This window comes from Arthrobacter sp. UNCCL28 (assembly GCF_900102805.1).
Classification (GTDB): domain Bacteria; phylum Actinomycetota; class Actinomycetes; order Actinomycetales; family Micrococcaceae; genus Arthrobacter; species Arthrobacter nicotinovorans_A.
In genome coordinates, this window is sequence record NZ_FMWE01000004.1 from 32,240 (window position 1) to 45,589 (window position 13,350).

General features: G+C 63.7%; 9 protein-coding genes. 4 read left to right on the forward strand and 5 right to left on the reverse strand.

Annotated features, from left to right (window positions below):
* Positions 1–349 precede the first annotated feature (349 nt).
* Positions 350–850, forward strand: coding sequence for a sensor histidine kinase (locus BLQ01_RS12465; protein ID WP_223943705.1), 501 nt, complete (start codon positions 350–352; stop codon positions 848–850).
* 106 nt (positions 851–956) lie between these two features.
* Positions 957–3,152, forward strand: coding sequence for a transglycosylase domain-containing protein (locus tag BLQ01_RS12470; RefSeq protein WP_026546917.1), 2,196 nt, complete (start codon positions 957–959; stop codon positions 3,150–3,152).
* Positions 3,153–3,242: 90 nt separating this feature from the next.
* Here BLQ01_RS12470 and BLQ01_RS12475 read toward each other — a convergent pair whose 3' ends face one another.
* From BLQ01_RS12475 to BLQ01_RS12505, 5 genes are all read right to left on the reverse strand, one after another.
* Entirely contained in the window at positions 3,243–5,006 is a 1,764-nt protein-coding gene (locus tag BLQ01_RS12475) for an FAD-dependent oxidoreductase (protein WP_091552041.1), read from the reverse strand.
* Positions 5,003–8,173: an FAD-dependent oxidoreductase gene (locus BLQ01_RS22645; protein ID WP_254779408.1), complete on the reverse strand. Its 3,171-nt coding sequence runs from the start codon at positions 8,171–8,173 to the stop codon at positions 5,003–5,005. The genes BLQ01_RS12475 and BLQ01_RS22645 overlap by 4 nt, the downstream gene beginning before the upstream one ends.
* A 2-nt stretch (positions 8,174–8,175) precedes the next feature.
* The gene (locus BLQ01_RS12495; protein WP_091552043.1) at positions 8,176–9,336 is read right to left on the reverse strand and encodes a Gfo/Idh/MocA family protein; all 1,161 of its coding nucleotides are present in this window, start codon (positions 9,334–9,336) and stop codon (positions 8,176–8,178) included.
* A gap of 135 nt (positions 9,337–9,471) precedes the next feature.
* On the reverse strand, positions 9,472–10,884 hold the full coding sequence (locus BLQ01_RS12500) for an MFS transporter (protein WP_254779410.1): 1,413 nt from the start codon (positions 10,882–10,884) through the stop codon (positions 9,472–9,474).
* Positions 10,885–11,126: 242 nt separating this feature from the next.
* Positions 11,127–11,933, reverse strand: a complete 807-nt coding sequence (locus tag BLQ01_RS12505; protein WP_091552045.1) for an IclR family transcriptional regulator — start codon at positions 11,931–11,933, stop codon at positions 11,127–11,129.
* A 91-nt stretch (positions 11,934–12,024) separates the two neighbouring features.
* On the opposite strand from BLQ01_RS12505, the gene BLQ01_RS12510 reads away from it, so the two are divergent.
* Together BLQ01_RS12510 and BLQ01_RS12515 are read left to right on the forward strand one after the other, a co-directional pair.
* Positions 12,025–12,921, forward strand: a complete 897-nt coding sequence (locus BLQ01_RS12510; protein WP_091552046.1) for a LysR family transcriptional regulator — start codon at positions 12,025–12,027, stop codon at positions 12,919–12,921.
* Positions 12,922–13,032: 111 nt separating this feature from the next.
* Entirely contained in the window at positions 13,033–13,344 is a 312-nt protein-coding gene (locus BLQ01_RS12515) for a YciI family protein (protein WP_026546921.1), read from the forward strand.
* Positions 13,345–13,350 lie beyond the last annotated feature (6 nt).

The window sequence follows — 13,350 nt, forward strand, 5'->3', positions numbered from 1 at the left end:
CAACCTTTTTGGTTTTCATTGAGCGAGCTGAACGGCGAAAGTGGGTAGCGAAGCCACACGTCGTTCGGCAGGGATGAACTTCCGGTCCCAAGTGCGTGCCGCCTGATGCTCACCGCCTTGGACCAGAGGAGGTAGCCCACACCCTTCAGCGCCCGACGACGACACCCGCCTGCCGTCGTCGGGCGCTGTTTTGGTTCGTGCGAAAGGAGGAGACGGGCCCCCCCAAGCCCCCCCCCCCGCAAACTTGATGCGAACTTGAGCCAAACGGAAACGTTCCTTGATAAAGCGGCGCCACGCTGGAATCAGTCGGAACACCCATACCGAGGGGTTTCGGCAACGAATTCCAAGTATGAAAGACAACGATGTGGGGGACGCAATGGAGCAGTCATCAGCACTCAGTGAGGTAGTTGCCGTCAAGGGCATCATCCAGGACCAGCACCCCGTGGATTTCTACGCGCTGGGCGTCGCAGGATGCATCGACCGCCTTGCCGCGCCGCTGCGCCGGACCGGCATCGCCGTCCACTGGCAGACCCCGCATCATGGCATCGAGATCTCCTCTTCGGCCGCCGCCCTGCTCTACCACGTGGCCCAGGAGACCTTCAGCAATACCCTCAACTACGCCAACGCCACGGAACTCACCGTTCGCCTCAACGCCGTTTACCACGGAATCCAGATCACTATCACTGACGACGGCAGCGGATTCGAAATCCACGCAGCACCCAGTGGCCGGCGGCACGGTTTCGGCCTGCTGCTGATGTCCATCGCAGTGCACGACGCCGGCGGGACAGTAGACATCGACTCCGCCCTTGGGCGGGGCACCAGTGTGAGGGTCACCCTGCCGCTGGATTGAGTCCGATTTGGGACCTTTTTTGGACTTCCAACCATGGCCCAATAGCGTTGCCGGACGTATTCTGTAGCTACTTTTCAGCCTGACATCCCGACGGATTGGCACGAAAATGGCGAACAACCAGAGTCCGAAATCAGGTCTCGGCAAGGTCCTCCTGAGGGTCTTCGGATACTTCTTCGTGAGCATTCTCTGCGGGGTGTTGATCTCCGGGCTGGTAGTCCCTGTGGTGGCATTCACCAGCACTACCGTGGGTGGATCGATCGGGTTCTACGAAGACCTGCCCAGCGAACTGAACGTCGATTCCCCCTCCCTTTCCAGCACGCTGGTCTCGGCCGATGGCCAACACATTGCCACGTTCTACGCCGAGAACCGCGTGAAGGTCCCTTTGGACCAGATGTCGCCGTTTATTCGCGAGGCGATCGTGGCCATTGAAGACAACCGCTTTTACGAGCACGCCGGTGTGGACGCCCAGGGCATCATCCGTGCACTGACCTCCAACCTGACCAAAGGCACCCGGCAAGGTGCTTCCACCTTGACCCAGCAATACGTCACCAACGTGCTCAACGAGTCCCGGCTTTCCGAAGGGCGCCCTGAAGATGTGGTGCTCAGCGGCCAGAAAACGATGGGGGACAAACTCCGCGAGATCAAGCTTGCCCTCGAACTGGAAAAGCGGTTCAGCAAGGACCAGATCCTTGAGGGCTACCTGAACATCGTGTTCTTCAACCGGGACGCCTACGGCATTGAAGCTGCCTCACGCTATTTCTTCAGCACGTCCGCGAAGGATCTGACCCTGCCGCAGGCCGCGCTGCTCGCCGGGCTGGTCAACGGCCCCAGCATCTACGACCCCACAGTGGATCCCGATGCCGCGATGAAGCGCCGCAACCTTGTCCTGGACCGGATGCTGGAACAGGGCAAGATCACGGCAGTGGACCATGGCGTGGCAGTGGCAACGCCCATAGAACTGAACGTCACACCCTCGCGTCAAGGCTGCGCGGGTGCCGCGATCGCCACCTACTTCTGTGACTATGTTTCCCACCTGATCCTCAACGACGAGACCTATGGTTCCACCGTCAACGAGCGCGAGCGCCTGCTTTACAGGGGTGGACTGACCATCACCACCACCCTGGACAGCAGGCTCCAGGCCGCTGCCCAAGCCCAAGTCGACGCCTCGGCCGGGGACAATCCGGACAAATGGGGTGCGGCCATGACAACCGTGCAGCCCGGCACCGGGAAGATCCTGGCCATGGCCCAGAACACGGTGTTTGTACCCCAGGAAGGCAAGTACGATACCCAGCTGAACTTCAACGTGGACGCCAAGGACGCCAACGGATACGACCTCAACGGCGCGGGAGGATTCCAACCGGGATCCACCATGAAGCCGTTCATCTACGCCGAATGGCTCAACGAAGGCAAGAACCCCACGGCCATAGTTGACGCCTCGCGAAGGGTTTACCCGGTGGGTTTCCCCTGGCGCTCAAGCTGCGGCAAGGTGATGGGAGGTTACAGCAGCGCCCAGAAAGCACAGAACCTGGGCGCCGACGATGACCTGCAAAACAATGACGCCGGCTATTACCGACCCATGCCCATCAACTACGGCCTTTACAACTCCATTAACACTGCAACCTTCGCCACCGCAGCCCAGTTGGACTTCTGCGGCATCCAAAAAATGGTGGACACAGTGGGTCTTCACAGCGGTCTCGACAACGCTCCGGTGAACATGCACCAGATTGGAAACCTGCTGGGCTCCATAGGAGTGGCACCCGTGGTCCTTGCCAGCGCGTACGCCACCTTCGCCAATGACGGCACGTACTGCGCACCCATCGCGATCACCGGGATCAGTGACTCCCAAGGCCGCCAGTTCGAAGCCCAGAAACCCGAGTGCCGGGAGGCCGTGAAACCGGCCGTGGCCCGCGGTGTCAATGCGGTCCTCCAGGACGTCCTAAAAATGGGCTCCGGCGTCTACATCAACCCAAAGGTCCAAAGCCAAGTACCCGTGGCGGCCAAGACCGGCACGTCCAACAACAACGGCGCCACCTGGGTTGCCGGTTACACCACCACCCTTGCTACGGCGTCGTTCTTTGGGGACACGACGGCGGGACAGCAGCGCGCCGGACAAAATGTCACCATTAACGGCAAGTTCTATAAGTCCTTGGACGGTTACATGATCGCCGGTCCGCAGTGGGCCAACTACATGATGGAAGCCACCGCAATGTACCCGAGTGGTCCTTTCGCGGCGCCCGCTCCCCCGCCGGCACCGGCGCCTGTGACTACTGTTCCGGCCGTCCCGCGCCTGACAGGAGGGTAGGAAGTACGTAGCAATCACCCCGCGTTGCGAGGCCTGCTCTGCACGCAATCCGCGTGCCAAACCCTGCACAGCAGGCCTCACAACGTCTCGCTACAGCGTGACCTCGGCGGCCGCGCGCGTGCCGTCGTCTTCGTAGTTGTCCACGCCCGCGAGGTGGCGGCCTGCGATGTATCCGAACGTCAGCGCCGGGCCAAGGTTGATGCCGCCGGCTGGATAGTGGCCACCCATGACATTGGCTTGGTCGTTGCCGGTGACGTAGAGACCGGGGATGGGGTCGCCGTCGCTGGTGAGCGCGCGCGACGTCCCATCTGTGTCGATCCCGGCGAACGTGCCGAAACTTCCCGGAACCACCCGCACCGCATAGAACGGACCCTTCTCCAGGGTGCCCAGTGACGGGTTGGGCTGGTTGCCGGGATCACCGCCGTAGCGGTTGAAGGCCGTCCCGCCGCGCCCGAAGTCAGGGTCGACGCCGTCGCGCGCGTTGGCATTGAACCTCGCCACCGTGCGGCGCAACTCCGCAGGGTCGATCCCGCATTTCGTGGCAAGCTCCTCCAACGTCCGGCCCTTAATGAGGTACCCGGATCGCAGGTAGGGGAACAGCGGGACGGGCAACGGTTTGGCCATTCCCAGCGGGAACCTGCGCACGAACCGGCTGTCCGCTATCTGCCACGATTCAACGGTGGCACCTTCCGGCGTCGCTGCCAGGAGCGCCTCCACGTAGTCGTAGTAGCCATTGGCTTCGTTCACGAACCGTTTTCCGTCCGCACGGACCCCGATGCTGCCCGGTTTGGCACGGTCCATGATGTGCGGGAACACTCCGGTCCGGCCGTTGCGGTACGGCACCAGCGACACCGGACACCATGCGGCGGGCGACTTCACGTCTGTCCTGAAACGGGCACCCACGGAGGTGGCCAGGCTGATGCCGTCGCCCGTGGTTTCATGCGGCGACAAGGTCCAGTGCTCCCGGCCGGTAGGGGTCTTGGGGAACAGTTCCCTGCGGCGCTGGACATCGTTGGGGAAGCCGCCGGTTGCCAGCACGACGCCGCGTCCAGCCTTGATGTGAAGCTCACCTTCAGGCGAACGCACGACGGCGCCGGTCACCTTGCCGTTGTCGTCGCTGAGCAACGCTGTGGCAGGAGTGGAAACGCGGATATCGACACCCAGGTCATCAGCTGACTTCATGAGCCTGCCGGTAAGGGCCGTGCCATTGACCAGCTGCATGTTGCGGCGGTGGACCAGAACATCCAGGAGGTGGAAAGCGAAGCGCCACCCCGCGTGGAAGATCCCGGCGGGGTTGCCCTTCGATGCCGAGAGGAACTTGCTGAGGTCCGGACCGGCCATGATTCCCATGCCCAGGAAGGACGTCTCGTACAGCTGGTGACGCATCTTGGCACGCAGGGCTGGTTTGATGGCCCGGGCATTGAGGGGTTTGGGACCCACGGAGCGATGGCCTGTGCCCGCGCCGGGAAGTTTGCCGTAAATGTCGTTGATCCTGCTGCCGGGGACGAACTGCAGGGACGTCTTGTCCTGGAAGAATCCCACCATGTGTGGTGACGCTTCCAGGAAGGCTTCCACGTTCCCTTCCCGGTAATCTCCGCCGAGGACTGCCCGGAGGTAGGTCCTGAAGGTTTCCTTCTCTTCGGTGACGCCTTCGGCTTGTGCCAGCGGATTACCGGGAGCCCAAGCCCATCCGCCGGACCATGACGTGGCACCGCCGCAAACATCGGATTTTTCCACGACGATGACTTTCAGTCCGTGATAGGCCGCTGTCACAGCCGCAGCGAGGCCGCCTGCCCCGGAGCCAATGACGAGGACATCGCAGTCCTGGGTGGGGAGGGAGGGGGTGCTGTTCATGAGGTACTCCAGGTAAATGCGGGGGTATTGAGGACAGAGTCCGCTGCTGCCTTCAGCTGTTTGGCCCAGGCGAGTTCGCCCATGGCGGCCACCCTGCTTCCGGAAGGGGTCTCGACGCTGACGGGGACCACTGGGGGGAAGGAGGCGAGCATGGCCGTGAGATCGAATTCGCCTTCCCCCGGTACGCCCCGCTCCAAGCGGGACTCCAGGATCAGCCCTTCCTTGCCCGGCGGCGGGGTGGCCGGTCCATCGCAGAGCTGGATCATGGGAACCAGGTCTGCAGCGTCTTCGAGTTCTGCCCATGTGCCGCCGAAGCGGTTGAAATGGAGCGCGTCCACCACGATTTTGCAGTCGGCAAAATCGGCGAGCTCCACGGCTTGCGGGATTGACTGGACCTTCTGGTAGGAAATGGGCTCCAGCGTGGGGACGATCCCATACGCGGTGCCGTCCTGCGTCATCTGCGCGAGGTGGTCCCCAAAGCGGTCCAAATCAGGATCCGCGCAGGCAACAGTCAGCGTGGATGCGCCCAGAGCCTGGCCTGCCTCCATCATCCGCAACCAGGCTTCGCGTTGGTCAACGCCGTTCTGCAGGCCCGTTCCGTCCAGGAGCAGGAATTCGATGTCTTCCACAGTGATCCCGGTGTCAGCCATCCGCGCCAGGGTTTCCCTTAGCATGGGCGAGCCCGGCTGAAGGTTGTAGGACCGTTCGGTGGCGGTCACCGGGCGGACGCGGGCTCCGATGAAGTCGAACCCGGCCTGGCCGGCGATGGTCACCAAGTCCGGGGGCGCGGTTCCCACCAGGGACAACTGGGCGAGCCCGAGCCTGCGTATCGGTGTGCCAAGGGGTGGAAGGGCAATGGGGGCAGAGTCACCGGCTGGGTGGGACTCTGCGGCACCGGGATCGCCGCTACGCTGCGAGATCGCCGAAAAGCTCCGGCGAACCGGCACGTTTCCAGCGACCTCGGTACCATCGATGCCAGGACGGTCAGCCAAAGCAGCAGCAATCCGTTGCGCAGCGTCGTATCCACTTTTGACTGCGTTGGACACGATGGCCGGAGACGGATCGACGACGGTCCCGGCCATGGCTACAGGGATGGCGGCCACGCTGTCCCCGGATTCCCATGCCTCTACAGTGGCAGATCCTTCCACGGGAAGTACGGATCGTGAGACCAGCAACTCACCCGGGGCTTCGACCCACTGGTCCTCAACACCTTCGCGGCTGATGCGGACGCGGTTGCCGTCAAACTCCTCGATGGTGCTGGACAGGAAGATCCGCACCCGCGGGTTGGCTTCCAGTCGCGGCACTGCCAGGATCTTGGCCCGGCGGCCTGACTCCGGGGCCAACGACTCCTGGGGCCCGATGATCGTCACCGCGGTTCCCAGGGAAGCCAGGGTGTCGGCCACGCTCATCGCCACAGCATCGGCACCCCAGATGGTCACTGCCTCCGGAACGACCGAGCCCCCAGCAGCGGCCGGACCACCCGAAGCGGCCAAGCCACCCGCAGCGGCCGGACCACCCGCAGCGGCCGAGCCACCCGAATCGGCCGTACCACCCGAAGCGGCCGGAGCCACCGGACCACCCGAAAAGGCCGAGCCATTCGAAACGGTCGCACCCCCCGCAGCGGCAGCACCGCCGTCGAGTACTTCCGGATGAGCGGCCAGCCATTCCCGGATATCCAGGACGCGGGGTGAATCTCCGCCGGCAAACCCGGCTGCCGGCAAACGACCCCCGGTGGCGATAACAACTGCGTCGGCTCCGAAGTCACGGGCCAACGCACCGGCGTCGGAGGTGTCAACGCGGGAACCCAGCCGGACGTCCACGCCCAGGCGCTCGTTTTCCAACGTTGACCAGTCGGCAAAGCGGTGGAAGTCCGGCGTGGACCTCATGCGTTCAGCCAGGGCAAACTGCCCGCCGGTCCGCGACCCCTGGTCCACCAGCGTCACACGGGCACCGGCTTGGGCGAGTTCGCGGGCGGCGGTGAGCCCGGCAGGACCGGCACCGACCACCAGCACTGTGGAATCCGGACGGACGGCCGGGGTGGGAACCGGTACCCGGGACCGGCCGACAGCAGGATTGACGGTGCAGGTGACTTGCCCGAGTCCGAGGTTGTCGATACAGACGTTGCACGCGATACATGGCCGGTAGCGTTCGCCCCGCAGGACGCCGCCAACAAAAGCAGGATCTGCATGGATGGCACGGGCCAGGCTGACGAAATCGCAGGTGCCCTCCGAAAGGACTTCTTCAATGATTTCCGGACTGTTGAGCCGGCCGGCCATCCCCAGCGGCAGTCCGAACCGTCGGTAGGCCTTGGCGTAACCGGCAAGGATGCCGGGCTTCCACTCCCCCGACTGGACGATCCATTCGCCGGCGTCGTAACTGCCCGCGGAAAGGTCCAGGAAGTCGAGCTTGTCGAGGTTGGCTTTGGCGATGATGGCAACTTGCTGTTCGGCGCTGATGCCGTCGGCGGGGCCTTCCACCACGGAGACGCGCATGCCCACGATCGTATCCGGCACGGCCTCTCGAACAGCGTCAATGACCAAGTTCATGAAGAACTCCGGGGCAGCAAACTCGTCCGTCCGGTGGTTGGAAATCGGCGACATGAACTGGTGGATCAGGTACCCGTGGGCGCCATGGAGGTTGATGACGTCGAACCCGGCGGCAACCGCACGGCGGGCCGCAGCAGCATACGCGTCAACGAGTTCGTAGCACTGGGAAGCGGTGAGTTCCAGCGGAACCTCTCCACCCGCCGTCGGGCACGGAACCGGCGACGGCGCGAGGTTCTGGAACCCGGAAACTGCGGACTGCGCGGTGCGGCCGCCATGGTTAAGTTCGACGGCGGTTAGGGCACCTTGGGCGTGCAGGGCGTCGGTGAGGCGGCGCAGGCCCGGGACCATCTGGTCGGTGTGCAGTCCAAGTTGGTGCGTCCGACCCTTGCCGTCTGCGCGAACATAGGTGGCTTCGGTGGTGACCATGCCCAGGCCCGCCTTGGCGCGGGTCACAAGGTAGTCGATGTACTGCTCGGTGATGTAACCATCCGCGGTTCCGTAATTGCGTTCCATGGGAGCCGAAGCCAGCCGGTTGCGGAGGGTCCTTGGTGTGCGGCCGTTGCGGCCGAGGGTCAGGGGCGACGCTGCTGATGGTGACGCTGCTGATGGTGACGTTTCCATGGTCAGCCCGCCACCTTCACGGGACTTCCCAGCCGGCTGATCGCTGGCCGGGCGGAGGGAATGGCTGCGTGGGCGGGGTGGGCCGACGCAAAGCGGACCGGCTCGCCCGTGCGTGAGGACTCGTAAACAGCAAGCAGAATCCGCAGCGACTTCAGCGCATCCTGGCCGGTAATGGCCGGCTCGGTGCCGCTCTCGAGGGCCTGGACAAAGTCCTGCACCTGCAGTTTGTGGAACGGGATGAGCTGGCCGTTGATGATGGACAGGTCCACGTTGGGCTCCACGCCTTCGGGATGTACGGGCTCGACGACGATCCTCCCATCCGCCGCCCACAGGTCCAGGCGGCCATCGCTGCCTTCCGGGAATTCCGTGAGGGATGCCGAGGCGCCTGTTTCACCGGTGATGCGGAGCTGGATCCCGAGGTTGGGCGATACCGCTGTGGATGCCTGAAGGGTTGCCATGGCCCCGGAAGTAAAGGTGATCACCGCCGTCGCGGAATCCTCCACCTCTATATAGTCGCCGTGGCGGTAGGTGTTGACCTTCCCGTAGACCTCGGCGACGTCCCCGAGGTACCACTGGAGGAGGTCGATCTGGTGGACGGCCTGGGACATCAGGACCCCGCCTCCATCGCTCTCCCAGGTGCCACGCCAGGCGTCGCGGTTGTAGTAGTCGGGTGCGCGGTGGAGCATCACTGAACACTGGGCCATGATCGCTTTGCCAAGAGTGCCGTCGTCGATCGCGGCGCGGATCTTCTGCGACGCCGGCCAGAAGCGGCGCTGGAACAGGACCCCCAACTGGACCCCGGCTTCATTGCAGGCAGCCACCATGCGTTCGGCCGAGTCCAGCCTGGTGGCAATGGGTTTTTCGCAGAGGACGTTCACTCCTGCGGCCGCAGCCTGGAGCACCACTTCCTCGTGGGTGGGGTGTGGCGTGCAGACGGAGACGATGTCCAGGTCCAGTGCCAGGAGTTCGTCCACGCTGGTGACTGCGTGCGGGACTCCCCAGCTCGCTGCCGTAGCCGAGGCCCGGTCCGGATCCACATCGCAGACGCCCACAATGCGGACGTTGTCCAAGGCGCTGAAGGCTTCCAGGTGGTTGCGGGAAATGGCGCCGCAACCCGCGATTCCTACGCGGAAGATGCGGGGTGCCGGTGCTGGCGAAATCATGGGGTGATCCAACTTTCGGGACATATGAGTCGGTTGCTTGGGCGAGTTGGTTGCTTGGATGTATTGGTAAGGGGCGGTGCCGGGCGGCTGGGAGCCGCCGCCCGGCGTCGTGCGTTCTGTTCTGCCGGGGAGTGCCTACTTGATCCGCGGTTTGCCGAGGTCCTCCAGCGGAACGTTGTAGGTTTCGCGGGCCGTCATGATGGCGATGGCCGAAGCCACCAGGCACAGGATGGTGAAGCCCGCTACGGGCCACCAACCGTTCGGTCCGGGCTGGGCCAGGAGGGTTGCGATGGCCGGTGCGAAGCCGGCCAGGATCAGGCCGATCTGGCTGCCGATCGCCATGCCGGAGTAGCGGACCGCTGCCGGGAACATCTCCGGGAAGAAGACAGTCCACACCCCGTTCCAGCAGGAGTAGAAGACGGTCATGTTGAGGAAACCGAACAGGAAGATCAGGGCAATGTTTTGCTCGCTGATGGCCCAGAAGTAGCCGATGGTGGTCAGTGCGCAACCGAGCGCCCCTACCAGGAGGACCTTCTTGCGGCCGATGCGGTCCGAGATCATGGCCGAGATCGGGATGGTCACCATGGACAGTCCGATGGTTACGGCGTTCACGGTGAGCATGAGGGTGCGGTCGATGCCCACGGCGGGACCGGTGGCGTAGGCCAGGGCGTACACAGTGAAGGTGGTCTGCATGACGGAGAACAGCATCACCACACCGACGCGCAGGACATCGCGCCACTGGGTCTTCATGACGGCGACGGCGGGAATGGCCTTGGGCTTCTCGTTCTCCACGATTTCTTCGAACACCGGTGGTTCATCCAGCCGGGTTCGGATCCAGTAAGCGACGGCGAGGACCACTACCGAAAGCCAGAACGGTACGCGCCAACCCCAGCTCAGGAGCTGGTCTTCGGGCAGCGCTGCCAGCGGGATGAAAACGATGGTGGACAACACCATTCCCGAGGCGTACCCGGTCATCACAAAGCTGGTGAAGAAGGCGCGGCGGCCTTCGGGCGAGTGCTCCATGGTGAGGGTAGAGGCGCCTGCGGCTTCAGCACCGGCAGAGAAGCCTTGGGCCAGCCGGCCCAGCAGCAACAACGCAGTTGCCCAATAGCCCAGCTGTCCATAGGTGGGCAGGAATCCGATGCCGATCGAGGCCATACCCATAATCACGAGAGTGACCATCAGCGCCTGCTTCCGGCCGATCTTGTCACCGTAGTGGCTCATCACCAGCCCGCCCAATGGCCGGGCAAGATAGCCGACGCCGAACGTCGCCATGGCTCCGAGCAACGCCACCACGGGGTCCCCGCCGGGGAAGAAGATCTTGGGGAAGATCAGGGCTGCGGCGGTGCCGTAGATGAAGAAGTCGTAATACTCCAGGGTGGATCCAAGGAAGGAGGCGAGCGCCGCCTTCTTGGGCATTTTGACGTGGTCATCCGGGCCTGTTCCGGCTGGCTGTGTGCCATCCCGGCCTGTTCCGGCCGGCTGTGTGCCAAGCGGCGAGGCCGCGTTGTTGACGTCCGAGGGCGTGTGCTGCTGCACGTGTCCCATACTGTCTCCTCATTGAGTGCCGCGGGAGTGGCACCGCCATGGTGCCTTGCCCGGCAAAGAATTGGACGAGGCCTCGTCGCCGGCTGCTGCTTTGTTGTGCAGCCCGCCCGGTGGCCGTTGATAACGACTCCCGTAGCTGTGCTCCAGATCACAGGCGATTGTTCCTCTGGAATCGACTGTAGGACCCAGGTCACATGGCGCGGTGCAACTTCCCGTTGAACGGGACAGGTCCCGTTCGCTGGCTATTCAGCTCCGGGGTGTGACAACCATGGACGGGAACCGTAGGGGCGCCGTTCAGCACCCATGGTCCGGGACAAACCGCGGCCTGCGGCCACCAGGACCGGAAGGATCAGCCCGGCGTCCTCCTCAACAGAAGGCACGACGACGGAAATGGCACCTATGACGGTTTGGCCCTGGCCGAAGACCGGCACGGAATAGGCCGTGTTCTCCTCGATCAGGACACCGACCAACCGGGCGTAGCCGCGCTCACGGATCAGGGCCAGGTGGCTCCTGATCTTTACCGGGTCGATCTCCGTGGCCTGCGTTGTCTTCTCCAGCTTTCCTGCAAGGAAACGATCCTGCACCCAGCCTGGCATGTGCGCCATCATGGCCATTCCGGAGGACGTGGTGTGGATATCCAGCCGGCCTGCCACCTGTGCCAGGTTCATGACGGTCCCATGCCGGTCCAAGCGTTCGAGATAGAGCACGCTATTGGTCTCCACGTCCGGAATGGAGAGGGCAACGTGCTCCTGCACAGCGGCGTGGACACCTTCCAGGAACGGCAAACCACGGCGCCGGAATTCTTCCAGGGGGTTGCTGCGGGAGGCCAACTCCCACATCTTCATTCCAACGCCGAACTCGCCTTCGGCATTGCGCTCCAGGAGTCCGTTGGCAGCCAGGTCCATGGCCAGGCGGTGGACGGTGCTGCGGGACAAACCGGTGATCCGGACCATGTCCTTCAAGGGAAGCCAAGGACGGCCCTTTGAAAACGCGTCCATGATCTTCACGACGCGTTCGATCACGGACTCCCCCGACGCCGAGTTGGCCATGATGCCTCCGTAGTGCTTTTCCGGTCGGCTGCATCGCGGACCTCGAAACCCAATATAGCCTTGCACTGGAGCGCAAAATCCGGGAGGCAACGTGGAACTGCGGCAAATTGAGGCCTTCCTGGCAGTAGCTGAGGAGCTGCACTTTGGCAGGGCGGCAGAGCGGCTTCGCATGGCACAGTCACCGTTGAGCCAGACCATCAAGAAGCTGGAAAAGGGTCTGGGCGCACCGCTGTTTGAACGCAACACCCGGTCCGTCACCCTGACCACGGCAGGCCACTCGCTGTTGCCGCATGCCCGCAGGATCCTTGAGGAAGTGGACTTGGCGCGGAGGGCCGTCAGCGCCGGGACCGGGACCATCTACGGAAAACTCGCCATCGGCTTCTCCGGCGCGTTGAACCATGCCACGCTGCCCCCACTGATGCGGGCCCTGCGGCAGCATTACCCGCAACTCGACGTCACGCTGCATGGAGGCCTGCTCACCCAGGAAGCCCTTCAGCAATTGAGCAACGGCTCCTTGGATCTGGCCTTCATCGGCCTCCCCATCGACGCCCCCGCGCTGGCCACCCGTCGCATCGCCACAGAGCGGCTGGGGGTCACCCTGCCCGCGGACCATCCCCTGGCTGGAGAGGCCTCCGTGCACATGGCGCAGCTGGCCGGTGATCCGTTCATCACCATGCCCGCCGCCCAAGGCTCCACCCTGCGCGAAGTCACCTTCGCAGCGTGTGCCGCCGCTGGCTTCCGCCCCCGGATCAGCCAGGAAGTCTCCGATCCCTACACTGCGTTGTCGCTGGTGGCCGGTGGCGTTGGCATCAGCGTCATGCCCGCCTCCATCGAGGGGATCATGCCCGCCGGCATCGTATTCCTGCCTTTGGAAGGCGACGACGTGCTGCTGTTTTCCGGGCTCGCCTGGAACCCGGGAGCAACGACGCCCGCGGTCCGGGCTGCGCTCGCTGTGGCCGAGGACGTGCTCCCCACTCCGAAGGACTAGGGACTATGTAGTTTCTACACATAGTTTTAGACAAACTAAGTATTGGACAAGGCCTAATGAGTTGCCCAGCATTGAGGGAAACCACCACCACTCAATGAAGAGGACAACCCGATGCCCACGTTTGCCGTTACATACACCTACTCCGACGCTACGTCCGCCCGCCGGGATGCCGTCCGCCCTGCCCATGTGGAATTCCTCAAGGCCCAGTTCGACGGCGGCCGCCTCCTCAAGAGCGGCCCTTTCGGCCCGGAGGAATCACCTGGGGCGCTGCTGATCCTTGCCGGCGAAACCAAAGCGGACGTCGAAGCCCTCATGGACCAGGACCCGTTCCACCAGTCCGGCCTCATTGAGGAACGGACAGTTCAGCAGTGGAACATATTCTTCGGTGCGGATGCCCCTGAGCCTGCAACCGCGCAGAACTGAGCCCAG

Coding starts and splice junctions, on each gene's coding strand:
- BLQ01_RS12505 (WP_091552045.1), bottom strand. CDS start 11,933: ATGGCCAACTCGGCGTCGGGGGAGTCCGTGATCGAACGCGTCGTGAAG.
- BLQ01_RS22645 (WP_254779408.1), bottom strand. CDS start 8,173: ATGGAAACGTCACCATCAGCAGCGTCACCATCAGCAGCGTCGCCCCTG.
- BLQ01_RS12515 (WP_026546921.1), top strand. CDS start 13,033: ATGCCCACGTTTGCCGTTACATACACCTACTCCGACGCTACGTCCGCC.
- BLQ01_RS12465 (WP_223943705.1), top strand. CDS start 350: ATGAAAGACAACGATGTGGGGGACGCAATGGAGCAGTCATCAGCACTC.
- BLQ01_RS12495 (WP_091552043.1), bottom strand. CDS start 9,336: ATGATTTCGCCAGCACCGGCACCCCGCATCTTCCGCGTAGGAATCGCG.
- BLQ01_RS12500 (WP_254779410.1), bottom strand. CDS start 10,884: ATGGGACACGTGCAGCAGCACACGCCCTCGGACGTCAACAACGCGGCC.
- BLQ01_RS12470 (WP_026546917.1), top strand. CDS start 957: ATGGCGAACAACCAGAGTCCGAAATCAGGTCTCGGCAAGGTCCTCCTG.
- BLQ01_RS12475 (WP_091552041.1), bottom strand. CDS start 5,006: ATGAACAGCACCCCCTCCCTCCCCACCCAGGACTGCGATGTCCTCGTC.